Source organism: Streptomyces sp. S186 (assembly GCF_051603415.1).
GTDB lineage: Bacteria > Actinomycetota > Actinomycetes > Streptomycetales > Streptomycetaceae > Streptomyces.
The window spans coordinates 6,991,270-7,006,280 of record NZ_CP193932.1 but is presented as its reverse complement, the minus strand read 5'-3'; the positions used below and the strand labels follow the sequence as shown (position 1 = coordinate 7,006,280).

11 protein-coding genes are annotated in these 15,011 nt (G+C 76.0%); 5 read left to right on the top strand and 6 right to left on the bottom strand.

The window, feature by feature from the left end; translation table 11 throughout:
- Window positions 1-112: 112 nt before the first annotated feature.
- The 4 genes from ACRAS8_RS30205 (at window position 113) to ACRAS8_RS30190 (ending at window position 2,945) form a co-directional block, all read left to right on the top strand.
- Window positions 113-889 carry a LamB/YcsF family protein gene (locus tag ACRAS8_RS30205; RefSeq protein ID WP_438489151.1) on the top strand — a complete coding sequence of 259 codons (777 nt, stop codon included), beginning with the start codon at window positions 113-115 and terminating at the stop codon, window positions 887-889.
- Window positions 886-1,602 (top strand): 5-oxoprolinase subunit PxpB, encoded by a 717-nt coding sequence (pxpB, locus tag ACRAS8_RS30200; RefSeq protein ID WP_438489150.1) that lies wholly within the window; start codon window positions 886-888, stop codon window positions 1,600-1,602. The genes ACRAS8_RS30205 and pxpB overlap by 4 nt, the downstream gene beginning before the upstream one ends.
- The gene (locus ACRAS8_RS30195; RefSeq protein WP_438489149.1) at window positions 1,599-2,492 is read left to right on the top strand and encodes a biotin-dependent carboxyltransferase family protein; all 894 of its coding nucleotides are present in this window, start codon (window positions 1,599-1,601) and stop codon (window positions 2,490-2,492) included. Before pxpB ends, ACRAS8_RS30195 begins: the two co-directional genes overlap by 4 nt.
- 168 nt (window positions 2,493-2,660) lie before the next feature.
- Window positions 2,661-2,945 carry a hypothetical protein gene (locus ACRAS8_RS30190; RefSeq protein WP_438489148.1) on the top strand — a complete coding sequence of 95 codons (285 nt, stop codon included), beginning with the start codon at window positions 2,661-2,663 and terminating at the stop codon, window positions 2,943-2,945.
- A gap of 16 nt (window positions 2,946-2,961) precedes the next feature.
- Here ACRAS8_RS30190 and ACRAS8_RS30185 read toward each other — a convergent pair whose 3' ends face one another.
- The 5 genes from ACRAS8_RS30185 to ACRAS8_RS30165 form a co-directional block, all read right to left on the bottom strand.
- On the bottom strand, window positions 2,962-6,591 hold the full coding sequence (locus ACRAS8_RS30185; RefSeq protein WP_438489147.1) for a hydantoinase B/oxoprolinase family protein: 3,630 nt from the start codon (window positions 6,589-6,591) through the stop codon (window positions 2,962-2,964).
- Complete coding sequence (locus ACRAS8_RS30180) at window positions 6,588-7,448, bottom strand: SGNH/GDSL hydrolase family protein (RefSeq protein ID WP_438489146.1); 861 nt, start codon at window positions 7,446-7,448, stop codon at window positions 6,588-6,590. Before ACRAS8_RS30180 ends, ACRAS8_RS30185 begins: the two co-directional genes overlap by 4 nt.
- Complete coding sequence (locus tag ACRAS8_RS30175; RefSeq protein ID WP_438489145.1) at window positions 7,445-8,683, bottom strand: glycosyltransferase; 1,239 nt, start codon at window positions 8,681-8,683, stop codon at window positions 7,445-7,447. The genes ACRAS8_RS30180 and ACRAS8_RS30175 overlap by 4 nt, the downstream gene beginning before the upstream one ends.
- Window positions 8,680-9,810, bottom strand: a complete 1,131-nt coding sequence (locus ACRAS8_RS30170; RefSeq protein WP_438489144.1) for a glycosyltransferase family 4 protein — start codon at window positions 9,808-9,810, stop codon at window positions 8,680-8,682. The genes ACRAS8_RS30175 and ACRAS8_RS30170 overlap by 4 nt, the downstream gene beginning before the upstream one ends.
- A 124-nt stretch (window positions 9,811-9,934) precedes the next feature.
- Window positions 9,935-11,359 carry a HEAT repeat domain-containing protein gene (locus ACRAS8_RS30165; RefSeq protein ID WP_438489143.1) on the bottom strand — a complete coding sequence of 475 codons (1,425 nt, stop codon included), beginning with the start codon at window positions 11,357-11,359 and terminating at the stop codon, window positions 9,935-9,937.
- 312 nt (window positions 11,360-11,671) lie between these two features.
- On the opposite strand from ACRAS8_RS30165, the gene ACRAS8_RS30160 reads away from it, so the two are divergent.
- A complete protein-coding gene (locus ACRAS8_RS30160; protein WP_438489142.1) occupies window positions 11,672-13,138 on the top strand; it encodes a PP2C family protein-serine/threonine phosphatase in 1,467 nt (488 codons plus the stop codon).
- A 280-nt stretch (window positions 13,139-13,418) separates the two neighbouring features.
- Here the strand turns inward: ACRAS8_RS30160 and ACRAS8_RS30155 are convergent, their stop codons facing one another.
- On the bottom strand, window positions 13,419-14,945 hold the full coding sequence (locus tag ACRAS8_RS30155; protein ID WP_438489141.1) for a DNA-binding protein NsdB: 1,527 nt from the start codon (window positions 14,943-14,945) through the stop codon (window positions 13,419-13,421).
- Window positions 14,946-15,011: the final 66 nt, after the last annotated feature.

Below are 15,011 nucleotides of genomic sequence, written 5' to 3'. Positions count from 1 at the left end.
GACAACACGCCTCTTGTCGGATCGTTCAACGATCTGTACGTTGGCGAGCGCTTCGGCATCGCCGCAGCCGCCTCCCGCATCCGCACGGCACCCGCATCCGGAACGGAGATCCATGAGCACCCCGGCGGCCCCTCCCGTCATCGACCTCAACGCCGACCTCGGGGAAGGCTTCGGCCGCTGGCACCTCACCGACGACGAGGCCCTGCTGTCCGTCGTCACCAGCGCCAATGTCGCCTGCGGCTTCCACGCCGGCGACCCGTCCACCATGCGCCGGGTGTGCGCCCTGGCCGCCGAGCGCGGAGTGGTGATCGGCGCCCAGGTCTCCTACCGCGACCTGGCCGGCTTCGGCCGCCGCACCATGGACGTGCCGCCCGGTGAACTGGCCGACGAGATCACCTACCAGATCGGCGCGCTGGAGGTCTTCGCCCGTGCCGCCGGCGCCCGGGTCGGCTACGTCAAACCGCACGGCGCGCTCTACAACCGCTGCGTCCACGACGCCGAGCAGGCCGCCGCGGTGGTCGCCGGGATCCGCGCCGCGGGCGGCCGCCTGCCGGTCCTCGGGCTGCCCGGCTCCCGGCTGCACGGGGCCGCGGAGGAGGCCGGACTGCCGGTCGTGGGCGAGGCGTTCGCCGACCGCGCCTACACCGACCGGGGCACCCTGGTGCCGCGCCGCGAGCCGGGCGCGGTGGTCCACGACCCCGACGCGGTGGTCAAGCGCGCCGTCGGCCTGGCCCGGGACCGCACGGTCGACTCGCTCGACGGCACCCGGATCACGGTCGCCGCGCACTCCCTCTGCCTGCACGGCGACACCCCGGGCGCCGCGGAGCTGGCCCGCCGGGTCCGCGCCGAACTGACCTCGGCCGGGGTCCGGGTGCGGAGCTTCGTATGACGCCGGACGGGGCGCGGGCGGCGGCCGGCGGAGCCGGGCGGCCGGCGCTGACGGCGCTGCCGGTCGGCGAGCACGGGCTGCTGATCGAACTGGCCCGCGCCGAGGACGCCGAGGCCCTCCACGCCGAACTGCTGCGCCGGGCCGCCGACGGCACGCTGCCCGCGGTCCGCGAGATCGTGCCGGCCGCCCGGACGGTGTTCCTCGACGGCCTGGCCGACCCCGGTGCGCTCGCCGCCGAGCTGCCCGGCTGGCGCATTCCGCCGCCGGCCGCCGGCGACCGCCCGGCCGTCGAGATCCCGGTGCGCTACGACGGCCCGGACCTCGCCGACGTCGCCGCGCTGTGGGGCGTCTCCACCGACGAGGTGGTCCGGCTGCACTCCGCCACCGCCTTCCGCGTCGCGTTCTGCGGGTTCGCGCCCGGCTTCGGCTATCTGACGGGGCTTCCGGAGCGGCTGCACGTCCCGCGCCGGGAGAACCCCCGCACCCGGGTCCCGGTCGGCTCGGTCGGCCTGGCCGGCCCGTACACCGGGGTCTATCCACGCTCCTCCCCCGGTGGCTGGCAGCTGATCGGCCGCACCGAGGCCGTCCTGTGGGATCCCCGGCGCGAACCGGCCGCGCTGCTCACCCCCGGCACGCCCGTCCGCTTCGTGCCCCAGGACGCCGCCGTGCCGGCCCCGCGCACCGCCCGCGCCTGTGAGGAGTCCGCCCGATGACCGACCGCGCCCTCTCGGTGGTCCGGGCCGGCGCGCTCACCACCGTCCAGGACCTCGGCCGGCCCGGCCACGCGCACCTGGGGGTGCCGCGCTCCGGGGCGCTGGACGGGCCCGCGCACCGGCTCGCCAACCGCCTGGTGGGCAACCCCGCGTCGGCGGCCACCCTGGAGACCACCCTCACCGGCTGCGCCGTCCGCCTGCGCAGCGCGACCACCGCCGCGGTCACCGGCGCGCCCTGCCCGGTGACGGTGGATGGTCGGCCCGCCCCCTGGGGCGCCCCGTTCCGCGTCCCGGCCGGCGCCGTGCTGGAGGCCGGTCCTGCCACCCACGGCGTGCGCTCCTACCTGGCGTTCGCCGGCGGCGTCGGTTCCGAACCGGTGCTGGGCAGCCGCGCCACCGACCTGCTCTCGGGCCTCGGCCCGGACCCGCTGGCGGACGGCGCCGTGCTCCCGCTGGGGTCCCCGTACGGGCCCCCGGCGGCCGCCGACGTGGTCCCGCACGCCGGACCGGCGGCCGAGCTGGTGCTGCCGTTCCTGCCCGGCCCGCGCGACGCGTGGTTCACCGCCGGTGGGCTGCGCACCCTGACCGCCGGCCGGTTCCGGGTCTCCGCGGCCTCCAACCGGATCGGGCTGCGCACCGAGGGCCCGCCCCTGGAGCGCGCCCGGGACGGCGAACTCCCCAGTGAGGGCATGCCGTTGGGCGCGCTCCAGGTACCGCCCAACGGCCTTCCGGTGCTGTTCCTGCACGACCATCCGACGACCGGCGGCTACCCGGTCGTCGGGGTCGTCCCGGAGCGCTTCCTGGCCGCGGCGGCGCAGGCGGTACCGGGGACTCCGGTGCGCTTCGTACGGCTCGGCCGGCGGCCGGGAGCGGTGGCGCGCACCGGCTGACACCGGCGCGCCCCGCCGCCCCAAGTGCGTTCCGTGCGCCGGGGTGTTCGCGCCCGGCGCCCCGCTTTCCGTCGCATCACCGCGAGCACGGGTGGGCACTGTCCGTAGCGGATCAGACGCCCCGAGTGATCGGCTCGGGGCTCCCGCACGGAAGGAACCGTCACCACCATGCGACTCATCCCCCGCTTCACCGCCGTCCTCAGTGGTCTCGCCCTCGCCCTGGGCGGCGTCGTCACCCTCGCCCCGGCCGCCCACGCCACGCCGCACGCCTGCTTCTACACCGTCCTGGAGCGGCACCCCGAAGCCGATCCCGAGGTGGCCGAACGGGCCTGTCTCCTCGGGAACGAGGGCCACCCCGAGGCCGTACGGGCCTGCTACTTCGAACTGCGGCGGGACTACGTGCCCGCGGTGATCGCCTTGGAGGCGTGCCGACGGGCGTCGGAGGAGGAGTAGCCGACCGGCGCACCCGCTACGCCACCCCGTACCCGCCGCCGCCCGGTGTACGGACCACCAGGACGTCGTCCACCCCGACCTCGGCCGTGTCGCAGCCCCGCAGCTCCTCCCGCGAACCGTCCGCCCGCTCCAGGAAGTTGGCGCCGAGCGCGCCCGGTCCGCCGCCCGCCATCCCGTAGGGCGGGATCCGGCGGTGGCCGGAGAGCAGGGCGACGGTCATCGGCTCCAGGAAGCGCAGCCGCCGCTCCGCGCCGCGGCCGCCGTGCCAGCGTCCGGTGCCGCCGCTGCCGTCGCGCAGCGCGAAGCCGTCCACGCGGACCGGATAGCGCCATTCCAGCACCTCCGGGTCGGTGAGCCGGGAGTTGGTCATATGGGTCTGGACGGCGTCCGCCCCGTCGAAGCCGTCGCCGGCGCCGGAGCCGCTGGCGACGGTCTCGTAGTACTGCACCCGGTCGTTGCCGAAGGTGAGGTTGTTCATCGTGCCGGAGCCCTCGGCCTGGACGCGCATCGCGGCGTAGAGGGCGCCGGTGACCGCCTGGGAGGTCTCCACGTTGCCCGCGACGGTGGCGGCCGGGAAGACGGGCGCCAGCATCGAGCCCTCCGGGATGCGGACCTCGACGGGCTCCAGGCAGCCGCTGTTGAGCGGGATGTCCTCGGCGACCAGCGTCCGCAGCACGTACAGCACCGCCGCCATCACCACCGAACGGGGCGCGTTGGCGTTGCCGGGCTGCTGCGGGGAGGTGCCGGCGAAGTCCAGCACCGCGCTGCGGGCGGCGCGGTCGACGGTCAGCGCGACGTGGATCTCCGCGCCGCTGTCCGTCTCGTAGCGGTAGTGCCCGTCCGGCAACCGGGCGAGGATCCGGCGCACCGACTCCTCGGCGTTGTCCCGGACATGCCGCATATAGGCCCGTACGACGTCCAGCCCGAACTGCCCGGTCATCCGCCGCAGTTCGCGGATGCCCTTCTCGTTGGCGGCGATCTGGGCCCGCAGGTCGGCGAGGTTGGCGTCCGGGGCGCGGGACGGGTACGGCCCGGAGCCGAGCAGCTCACGGGTCTCGGCCTCGCGCAGCCGGCCGTCCCGGACCAGCAGCCAGTTGTCGAAGAGGACGCCCTCCTCCTGGACGGTGCGGCTGAACGCGGGCATCGAACCGGGGGTGATGCCGCCGATCTCGGCATGGTGGCCGCGCGAGGCCACCAGGAAGAGGAGTTCGCTCCCCGAGGGACCCTCCGGAGCGAAGACGGGGGTGACGACGGTGATGTCCGGCAGGTGCGTCCCGCCGTGGTACGGGTCGTTGACCGCGTACACGTCGCCGGGCCGCAGGTCGTTCCCGCGCCGCCGCAGCACCTCCTTGATGGACTCCCCCATCGACCCCAGGTGGACGGGGATGTGCGGGGCGTTGGCGATCAGGTTGCCCGCGGCGTCGAAGAGAGCGCAGGAGAAGTCCAGCCGCTCCTTGATGTTGACGGAGTGCGCGGTGTTCTCCAGCCGGACGCCCATCTGCTCGGCGATGGCCATGAAGAGGCTGTTGAAGACCTCCAGCATCACCGGGTCCGCCTCGGTGCCGACGGCGGTACGGGAGGGGCGCGGCCGGGTGCGGGTCAGCAGCAGATGGCCGCGCGCGCCGACGGTGGCCCGCCAGTCGGGGTCGAGGACGGTGGTGGCGTCCGCCTCGGCGACGATCGCCGGACCGGTGAGGGTGTCGCCGGGCCGCAGGTCGTCGCGGCGGTACAGCGCGGTGTCCCGCCAGCGCCCGCCGGCGTACATCCGGACGGTCGCCGCGGCCGCCAACTCCCCCTCCCGGTCATCCGGTTGGACGGAATAGTCGGCCGCGCCGCCGGCCGCGCCCCGGGTCTCCACCGACACCGCCTCGGCGACCAGCGGCTTGTCCATGGTGAAGGAGTACCGCTCGCGGTGCGCGCGGACGAACTCCGCGGCCATGGCGGCCGGTTCGCCGAGCGGCACACCGAGGGTGGAGTCGGTCCCGGCGTAGCGGACCAGGACCCGGGCGCGGGTGGTCAGCGACGCCTCCGGCACACCGTCGGCGAGGAGTTCCCGCCGGGTCTGCCGGGCGAGGCCGTCGCACACCGCCCGGACCCGCTCGATCGCGCCGGGCTCCTCGAAGCTCTCCTCGACGGCCTGCTCCCGCATCGCGGTGGCGTCGGCGACCCCGATGCCGTACGCGGAGAGCACCCCGGCCAGCGGCGGGACGACGACGGTGGCGACGCCCAGCGCGTCGGCGACCGCGCAGGCGTGCTGGCCGCCCGCGCCGCCGAAGCTCACCAGGGCGTAGCGGGTGATGTCCCGGCCGCGCTGGACGGAGATCTTCTTGACCGCGTTGGCCATGTTGAGCACCGCGATGTCCAGGAAACCGGCGGCGACGTCCTCGGGGCCACGGTCGTCCCCGGTCTCGGCGGCGGCCCGGGCGGCCAGCTCGGCGAAGCGGGTGCGGACGGTCGCGGCGTCCAGCGGCCGGTCGCCGCCGGGCCCGAACACCGCGGGGAAGTGGTCGGGCTGGATGCGGCCGAGCATGACGTTGGCGTCGGTGACGGTGAGCGGGCCGCCGCGCCGGTAGCAGGCCGGGCCGGGGTCCGCGCCGGCGGAGTCGGGGCCCACGCGGTAGCGGCGGCCGTCGAAGTGCAGGACGGAGCCGCCGCCGGCCGCGACGGTGTGGATGTGCATCATCGGGGCGCGCATCCGCACCCCGGCGACCTCGCTGCCGAAGATCCGCTCGAACTCGCCCGCGTAGTGCGACACATCGGTGGAGGTGCCGCCCATGTCGAAGCCGATCAGCCGGTCGAAGCCGCCGTCCGGGCCAGGCCCGCCGGCCTCCGCGGCGGTCCGGGCCATGCCGACCACCCCGCCCGCCGGGCCGGACAGCACGGCGTCCTTGCCCCGGAAGTGGCCGGCCTCCCGCAGCCCCCCGTTGGACTGCATGAACAGCAGCCGGATACCGGGCAGTTGGGCGGCGACCTCCTCGACGTAGCGCGCGAGGATCGGCGAGAGGTAGGCGTCGACGACCGTGGTGTCCCCGCGCGCCACCAGCTTCATCAGCGGGCTGACCTCGTGGGAGCAGCTGACCTGGGTGAAGCCCGCCTCCCTGGCCAGCGCGGCGACCGCCCGCTCGTGCGCGGGGTGGCGGTAGCCGTGCAGCAGCACCACGGCGGCGCTGCGCAGACCGTCGGCGTGCGCCCGCTGCAACTCCCGGCGGACGGGCTCCCGGTCCAGCGGCCGCACCGGCTCACCGTGGGCGCCGACCCGCTCCGGCACCTCGATCACCCGCGCGTAGAGCGCCTCGGGCAGCACGATCCGCCGGTCGAAGATCCGCGGCCGGTTCTGGTACGCGATCCGCAGCGCGTCCCGGAAGCCCTCGGTGATCAGCAGGACCGTCGGCTCACCGGTGCGCTCCAGGAGGGCGTTGGTGGCGACGGTGGTGCCCATGCGGACGACCGAGACCCGCTCGGCCGGCACCGGTTCGTCCGGGCCGAGCCCCAGCATCAGCCGGATCCCGGCGACCGCGGCGTCACGGTAGCGCTCGGGGCGGTGGGAGAGCAGCTTGGCCGTGACCAGGCGCCCGTCCGGCCGCCTGCCCACCACGTCGGTGAAGGTGCCGCCGCGGTCGATCCAGAACTCCCAGCGTCCGGTCACCCCGCCATTGTCGCAGCGCCGCCCGGTTCGGACAGGGCGCCGAGCGCGCTGCGGGTGGCGCGCTCGGCGGCGGCGTCGAGCAGTCGGCTGGATCCGGCCAGCCCGTACCGGCACTCCCGTATGGCCAGCGCCAGCAGGCCGGGCAGCAGGTCGGTGCAGCGGTCGGCCACCCACCGGGTGCCGCGGGTCGCCATCCACAGCGCCGCGCCGGCTCGGGTGGGCGGCGGCCCGTCGAGGGTGAGCGGGGGCGGCGGTCCTGCGGCCAGTCCGCGGGCGGCGAGCAGGTCGTGGAAGCCGCGGGCCAGCAGCCGGTGGCCGCGCTCGCCGGGGTGCAGCCGGTCCACGCTCCAGGTGGCCCGGTCGGCCACCCACGGGTGGTCGGCGAGGTGGAGGTGGACGCCGCCGTAGCGGGCGGAGACCGCGTGCACGACGGTGTTGACGGCGCGCATCCGGCGGGCCAGCGGACGGGCCAGCGGCGCGGGCAGCCCCAGCATCCGCCCGGGGTCGGGCAGACACGCCGTCAGCACCACCGCGCCGCCGGCGCTCAGCGTGCCGTGCGCCCGGTCCAGCGCGGCGGCGACCCGGTCGATGGCGAACGCGGCGCGCAGCGTGTCGTTGGCCCCGACCAGCAGGGAGGCGAAGCGCGGGGCGAGCTCAAGGGCCACCGGCAGCTGCTCGCGCGCCACCTCGCCCGCGAGCGCCCCACTGCGCGCGAGGTTCACCAGGGGGACGTCGCCCGGCCGCTCCCCCAGCGCGGCGGCGAGCAGTGCCGCCCAGCCCCGCCAGCCGCCGCCCGCCACGGGGTCGCCGAGCCCCTCGGTCAACGAGTCGCCGAGGGCCGCGAACGGGGGCGTCACCGCCGGCTCCAGGGGCCCGCGGCGGGCGGCACGGTCAGCGCGGCCGGCCGCCGTCCGCCGGCCGGCCGGGGCGCGTCGTGGGCCGCCAGGAACGCCTCCACCGCGGGCTGCCAGCCGTAGCCCTCGGCGCGCCGCCGCGCGGCCGCCCGGCGCGCCGGCTCGGGCCGCGCCAGCACCCGCTGCACCGCGTCGGCGAAGGACGCGCCGTCGTCCAGCGCGGTGTCCCCGCCGTCACCCACCAGCCCGGCCAGCGCCGAGGCCGCGCTGGCGACGACCGGGGTGCCGCAGGCCAGCGCCTCCAGCGCGGCCAGCCCGAAGGTCTCGGCCGGGCCGGGCGCCAGGACGAGGTCGGCGGCGGCCTGCAGCGCGGCCAGCCGGCTCCGGTCGGGCAGGTGCCCGAGGAACGTCACCGGCAGCCGGGCCGTCCGTGCCCGCTGCTCCAGCCGGGCCCGCAGCGGCCCGTCGCCGGCCACCACCAGCGCCGCGTCCACGCCCCGCCGGCGCAGCTCGGCGAGCGCCTCCAGGGCCCGCCCGGGCCGCTTCTCCGTGGACAGCCGGGAGCACAGCAGCAGCACCACCGCGGCCCGCCCGGCGTACCGGCCGCGCGGCCCGGCGCTGCGCAGCCGCGGGTGCCAGGCGGCCAGATCGACCCCGAGCGGTGCCCGCACCACGTTGCGCGCCCCGGCCCGGAGGAACTCCGAGGCCGCCCACTCGGTGGTGCACACCACCCGGCTGTAGGCATACGCGGTACGGGAGTTGACGCGGTCGGCGAGCGCGCGGGCCAGCGGCCGCGGCACGCCCCAGGTGTGCAGCACCCCGTCCACGCTCTCGTGCGACACCATCACCGCGGGGACCCGGGCCCGCCGCGCCCACTCCCCCGTCCAGCGCAGGGTCGTGCGGTCGGAGACCTCCAGCCGGTCCGGGGCCAGCTCCGCCAGCAGACGCGCGAGCCGCCGCCGGCCGGTCAGCACCCGGTAGCCGCCGCTGCCGGGCACCAGGGGCCCGGGCAGGGTGAGCACCCGGCCCTGGGCGGTCTCCTCGTCCCGTATGCCGCGCGGCCCCACCGCCTCCGGCGGGCCCGGCACGACGAGCACCGGTTCGTGGCCCGCGGCCCGGTAGCCGGCGCCCAGCTCGCGCAGCGCGGTGCGCAGGCCGCCGGAGGCCGGGGCGACGAAGTTGGCGACCCGGACTATTCGCAGCCCCGCCCGGGCGTTGTGGGCCGGGCGGGCGGTCACGCCGCCACCGCCGTCCGGTCGGCCAGCACGTCCTCGTAGTGGGCCAGCAGCTGGTCGCCGACCGCCTCCCAGGTGCGGGCCGCCACCGCCCGCCGCCCGGCGGCGCCGTACCGCACCCGCAGCCCGGCGTCCCCGCCCAGCGTCCGCACCGCGTCCCGCAGCGCGCCGCCGTCCCCGGGCGGGACCAGCAGCCCGGTCCGCCCGTGGTCGACGAGGTCCAGCGGCCCGCCGGCGGCCGGCGCGACGACCGGGACGCCGGACGCCATCGCCTCCTGCACGGTCTGGCAGAAGGTCTCGAACGGCCCGGTGTGCACGAAGACGTCCAACGAGGCGTACAGCCGGGCCAGTTCGTCGCCGGTGCGCCGGCCCAGGAACCGCACCGCGGGCAGCTGCGCCCGGAGGGCGGCGGCGCTGGGGCCCTCGCCGATCACCACGGTGCGCACGCCGGGGAGCGCGGAGGTCTCGGCCAGCAGCCGGACGTCCTTCTCGGGCGCCAGCCGCCCCACGTACCCCACCAGCAGCTCCCGCCCCGCCAGCAGCGAGCTGCGCAGGACCGCGTCCCGCCGCCCGGGGTGGAACCGTCCCGAGTCGACCCCGCGCGGCCACAGCCGCACCCGGGGCACGCCGTGCTCGGTCAGGTCCAGCAGCGCCGCGCTGGAGGGGGCCAGGGTGAGGTCGGCGGCGGCGTGCACCGCCCGGATCCGCCGCCAGGCCGCGGCCGCGCCGCGCCCCAGGTAGGTGTGCGCGTAGCGCGCCATGTCGGTCTGGTAGACGGCGACCGCCGGCACCCCCCGCCGGGCCGCGGCCGCCATCCCCCGCGCCCCGAGGACGAAGGGGCTGGCCAGGTGCACCAGGTCGGGCCGGTGCCCGTCCAGCGCGGCGGACAGCCGCCGCCCCGGAAGCGCGATGCGCACCTGCGGGTATCCGGGCAGCGGCATCGAGGGCACCCGCACCACGGGGCACGGGCTCTCGTGGGCGTGCGGGGCGGCGGGGGCGGTGTTCGCCAGCGGTGCGACGACCAGCGGCTCGTGCCCGCGCCGGACGAGGTGGCGGGCGGTCTGGAGGGCACAGTGCGCGACGCCGTTGACGTCGGGCGGGAAGGATTCGGTGACAAGGGCGACACGCATACCGCTGTTGTCGGCGGGCCGTGCGTGGACGGGGCCACGGGGATCTTTCCAACCGGCGAACGTCCCATGAGCGTTCGCCTCCCGGCCTGCCGCGCCCCGGGCCCGGCAGGCGGGCCCGGCGGTCTCACACCGCCGAGGCGTCCGGCCCGAAGCGGGCGCGTACGGCGGTCTGCACCTCGGCCTCCTCGGCCGGATCGGCGGCGAGCCGGCGGAGCTGCTCGACGACCCGGTCGTCGGCGGTGGCCGCGTGCCGGGCGGCCAGCTCCCGGGTGTGCTCCTCGCAGTCCCACAGGCACTCGACGGCGAACCCGGCCGCGAACCCGGGGTCGGTGACGGCGAGCGCCGCGGCGGCCAGGCCGCGCAGATGGGAGGAGGAGGTCTCGCGATAGATATGGCGCAATACGGGCGCCGCGCAGCTGATCCCGAGGCGGCCGGCGCCGTCGACCAGTTCCCACAGCGCGCAGACGTCCGGCCCCTCTTCCCGCACCGTGCGGCGCAGCGCGGCCAGCACCAGGTCGGCGTCCCGGCGGTCGCCGCGCCGGGCGAGCACCGCGGCGGCGGACCCGCCCAGCCGGTCGGCGCGCGCCGCCCAGAGCCGGGCCCGCTCCACGGCGGCCGCGCCGCGCATCCGCTCGTACGAGGAGAGCGCGGCGGCGACCAGCGGTTCGGTGGCGAGCGGGTCGGTGACGGCGGCCTCGATGAGGTCGAGGGCCTCCGGGTCGCCGCGTTCGGCGAGGTGGTGCAGGACGGCGGCGCGGGCCGCGTCCGGTCCGCCGCGGCCGGCCCGCAGCAGCTCGGCGCGGTCCTCGGGGCCGGCGACGGCGCTCAGGCAGCGGGCGGCGGCGAGGTAGCGGTGCTCGTCGGGGCGCGGTTCCCGCTCCTGCTGGGCCCACTCCAGCACCTCGGCCACGCTCCAGCCTGGGCGCGGCCCGCGCGGCCGCAGCTGCCGCTGCCAGCGGTCGAAGGACCCCTGTTCCCCGGCGGCGGCCAGCCGCGCGCGGTAGCGCGGATCCTCGGCCCACAGGCGCCAGGGGCGGGGCTCGAAGGCGTCGCGGACGGCGGCGGCCAGCAGGGCGTCGCCCTCCGGGGTCTCGGGAAAGCGGGCCAGGACCGCGGGCGCCAGGCCGAGCAGCCCGGCGTCGTCGTCCCGCAGGGCGAGCTCGTCGAGGGCCCAGCGCCAGTTGCTGCCGACCGCGGCATAGCTGCGCAGCAGCAGCCGCGCGGCGTCCCTGCCGTAGGCGGCGAGGTGGCCGAGGACCGCGAGGGCGAGGCCGGTGCGCTCCTCGCCGGTGTCGGTGAGGTCGTCGGCGTGGAAGAGGTGCCGTTCGATCTCCTGGAGACCGCCGTCGAGCTGCATGTAGAGGCGCGCGTAGTAGAGCGAGCGGTTCTCCACCTGCCAGTCCCGGCGGGGATCGCGCAGCACACTGGCGTTGAGTGCCGCGAGCGCCTCGGCCCGCGGCGCCGCGAGGGCATGCAGGGTCCCGTCGCCGCGACCTCGCTGCAGGAGGCCGAGCAGGGTGCCACTGGGCGCTATGTCTGGATCGAACATGAGGTCAGCATCCGGTGCGGGGGACAGGCTGGCAACGGGATTTCCGCCGACCGGCATTCTTGCCGGTGACCGCGGGCCCTATGCGTCGTTCCCCCCATGGATCGGCGGGGTAGACAGCTGTACGGCGGCCGCAGCCTAGCGTGGAACCCTGCATTCCGCCGATTCGGGCCCGACCACGGAAGGGAGGCCATGGACATATGCCAGGTGCACCACCGTATCGGGTAATGCCAAATCCCTTACGGACCGTCGCAGCCTGTGCAAGAGTCGTAACCGGCCCATACGTTCCGGCGCCGCCTGATCACGGAGTACGTCATGCCGCCCCCTCTCTACGCGGATCACCCAGCCGATCGGACCCCCGAGCGTGATGCGGTCGAGGCACTCATCTCGCAGGCCCGCACCCTGCGCGGTGGCCTCGACGCGGTACGCAGAGAGTCCTCGGTGGCCGGTGACCTCGCCGCCGACCCGCAGCTGCGCTGGCAGCGGGCACTGTGCGACCTCGCCGTGCACCACCTGGACGACCTCGGCGGCCATCTCGACCAGCTCAGAGAGGGCCTGCCCGCCGCGCTCGCCGACGCCGCGGAGGCGCCCGCCGAGCCGCCCGCGGCCCCGGCCGGGCCCGCGGCCCCCGAGCGGGGCACACTGCTGCGCCGGGTCGGCAGCGCCGAGTGGAATCTGCTCACCGACGACGTGACCTGGTCCGACGAGCTGTTCGCGATGTTCGGCCAGGACCCGGCCGACGGCCCGCTGACCCTTGACGAGCTGCCCTCCCTGGTGCACCCCGAGGACCAGGAGAAGCTGGCCGTCATGGTCACCGACTGCCTGGTGGACGGCCGGCCGATCGACGGCGAGTTCCGCATCGTGCGCACCGACGCCGGCGTCCGCACGGTCCACATGGTCGGCGAACCGGTGCTCGACTCCGACGGCGGCACCGCCTGCGTGTGGACGGTGCTCCGCGACGTCAGCGAGCTGCGCCGCAGCCAGACGGCGGTGCGCGAGACCGGTGACTCGCTCCGGCGCCAGCGGCACATCGCACAGACCGAGCACCGGCTCGCGGTCGAGCTCCAGGAGAGCGTGCTGCCGCCCTGGCGCGGCTCGCTGCGCTTCCCCGAGGGCGGCCCGGTCACCCTGGATCTGGCCGGCCGCTATCTCCCCGCCGCCACCTCCGCCCTGATCGGCGGCGACTGGTACGACGCCCTGCAACTCCCCGACGGGCGCACGCTGTTGAGCGTCGGCGACCTCACCGGGCACGGCGTCGCGGCGACGTCCGGGATGGCGATGGTGCTCGGCGCGCTGCGCGGGATGGCCACGGCCGGGCACCGGCCCGGGCAGCTGATGGGGTTCCTCAACCAACTGCTGGACACCGCCAGCCAGCCGGCGCTGGGCAGCGCGCTGTGCGCACAGTTCGATCCCGCGACGCGAGCACTGGAGTGGGCCCAGGCCGCACACCCCGCGCCACTGCTGTTCCGCGGCGGCACGGGGCGCGCGCTGGACCCGCCGGAGGGTGTGCTGCTCGGCGCCACGACGGGCGCGAGCTACGGCCAGCACGCCGAGCGGCTGGAGCCGGGCGACCTGCTGGTGCTGCACACCGACGGGCTGGTCCCGCGCCGCACCCACGGCCCGGACAGCACCCATGAGGGCACCGAGCGGCTGCTCGCCCTGGCGCCGCGGTTCGGCGCGGCCCGCAGCGCGCAGGACAGCGTCCGCATCGTGGTCGAGGAGTTCGGCACCATCGAGCGGGAGGACGACGCCTGTGTGCTGATCGCCAAGGTCGGCGACTGACGCACGGCGCTGCTGACGCACGGCGCTACCGTCGAGGGCGGACCGGCCGCAGCGCGCCGGCCGCCCCGAGGGTTCGGGGTCCGTCCTCATGACGACGGTGCTGACGTACCGTCATGAACGTTCTTTTTCAGGACGGTTGGCAAGCACATCGATGAGCAGGTTGTCGGGTGGTTCCGGTCGGCAACAGGCGAACGGGTGGGGGTTCGTTGCGCGCGGCATCGGGCGTGGGGGCGGGGTCCCCTTCCCGAATCCGGCGTCATCGCGGCGGTGGCGCGGGCGGTCAGATCGCGAAGTTCGGCCCCAGATCCGGTCCGAGGCCCGTGCCGAGAGCGGGCCCCTTTCCCTTGGGGCGCGGCTTCGGCAGCACCTGCTGGAGCTCCTCGCGGAGGTCCTGGATCTTGCCGCAGCCGGAGTACTGGCCGGTGAGCCGGAACATCTCGCGCAACCGGTCCCAGGTGCGGTGCGAGGAGTTCTCGCCGATGGAGACCAGCGCCAACCGGGCGTAGCGGTCGGCCTGTTCGGGGTCGTCGCCGATGAAGCAGGCCGAGGCCATCGAGATGTAGTCGAAGATCTGGGACCGCTGGTGACCGCTCTTGCGCAGCTGGAGCGCCTTTTGGGCGTGGACCTGGGCGATTCTGGCGGCGGACGGGTCGTGTTCCGCGAGGGTGCGGAAGGCCAGCGCCTGCATGCCGTGCAGATCCGCCTCGTCGAACATCTGCATCCAGCACGGCGGCGGCACATCGCGCTTGTCCGAGACGAACAGCTCCTCGGCCTCGCCGAGGGTGCGCCGCATCGCCTGACCGTGGCCCTTGGCGGCGTGCGCCCACGCCTCGATGGTGTGCAGCATGGCGCGGGTGCGCGGCAGGGTCTCCTGACCGGAGCCGGACTGGGCGAGCTTCATCAGGTCCAGGGCGTCGTCCGGGCGGCCCAGGTGGACCATCTGGCGGGCGGCGCGGGAGAGCGCCTCGCCGGCGCGCGGGCGGTCGCCGCCCTCGCGGGCCGCGTGCGCGGCGATGATGAAGTACTTCTGCGCGGTGGGCTCCAGGCCCACGTCGTGGGACATCCAGCCGGCCAGTACCGCGAGGTTGGCGGCCACGCCCCAGAGCCGGCGCTGGAGGTGGTCGGGGTGGCGGTAGGCGAGCATCCCGCCGACCTCGTTGAGCTGGCCCACCACGGCCTTGCGCTGGAGGCCGCCGCCGCGGGCCGCGTCCCACCGGCGGAACACCTCGACGGAGTGCTCCAGGGCGTCGATCTCCTGTGACCCCACCGGGGCCGCCTCGTAGCGGTCGAGGCCGATCTGGTCGAGTTCGTGCAGGGATTCGTGGGCGAGCGGGTCGTCGTGGCGGAGGGCGATCGGGGTGGGGGCGGTGTGCAGCCAGTCGTGCATGGCGCCGGTGAGTGCGGAGCCCGCGGCGAGCGCCGCGCCCGCCCCCACCAAGCCGCGTCGATTGAGCATGAGGTCCATTCCCGTGAATTCCGTGAGGACCGCGGCGGTCCGCTCGGGCGCCCAGGGCAGACCGTCCATGGCCTGCCGCTTCCCCGCGCGACCAGTCCGGGCGAACCCGAGGTCCTCGGTGGTTACGACACGGCCGAGGCGCTCGGTGAAGAGGGAGGCGAGGACCTTGGGCACCGGGTCCCTGGGCGTCTCGCCCATGTCGATCCAGCGCCGTACCCGCGAGGTGTCGGTCGCCAGCTGCGGATGGCCCATCGCCGCCGCCTGCCGGTTGACCAGCCTCGCGAGTTCTCCCTTGGACCAGCCGGCCAGGCCGAAAAGGTCCGCGAGACGGGTGTTCGGCTCCCTGCTCACGTCAAGCCCCCAGGTTCCTCGACTGAGTTGACAGTAACGGCCCGTGACATGCGCTGCGAGCATTCG

Bases quoted from the DNA above. Each gene is read 5' to 3' on its own strand.
- ACRAS8_RS30195 (WP_438489149.1), top strand. From the start codon at position 1,599: ATGACCGACCGCGCCCTCTCGGTGGTCCGGGCCGGCGCGCTCACCACC.
- ACRAS8_RS30170 (WP_438489144.1), bottom strand. From the start codon at position 9,810: ATGCGTGTCGCCCTTGTCACCGAATCCTTCCCGCCCGACGTCAACGGC.
- ACRAS8_RS30190 (WP_438489148.1), top strand. From the start codon at position 2,661: ATGCGACTCATCCCCCGCTTCACCGCCGTCCTCAGTGGTCTCGCCCTC.
- pxpB (WP_438489150.1), top strand. From the start codon at position 886: ATGACGCCGGACGGGGCGCGGGCGGCGGCCGGCGGAGCCGGGCGGCCG.
- ACRAS8_RS30165 (WP_438489143.1), bottom strand. From the start codon at position 11,359: ATGTTCGATCCAGACATAGCGCCCAGTGGCACCCTGCTCGGCCTCCTG.
- ACRAS8_RS30205 (WP_438489151.1), top strand. From the start codon at position 113: ATGAGCACCCCGGCGGCCCCTCCCGTCATCGACCTCAACGCCGACCTC.
- ACRAS8_RS30160 (WP_438489142.1), top strand. From the start codon at position 11,672: ATGCCGCCCCCTCTCTACGCGGATCACCCAGCCGATCGGACCCCCGAG.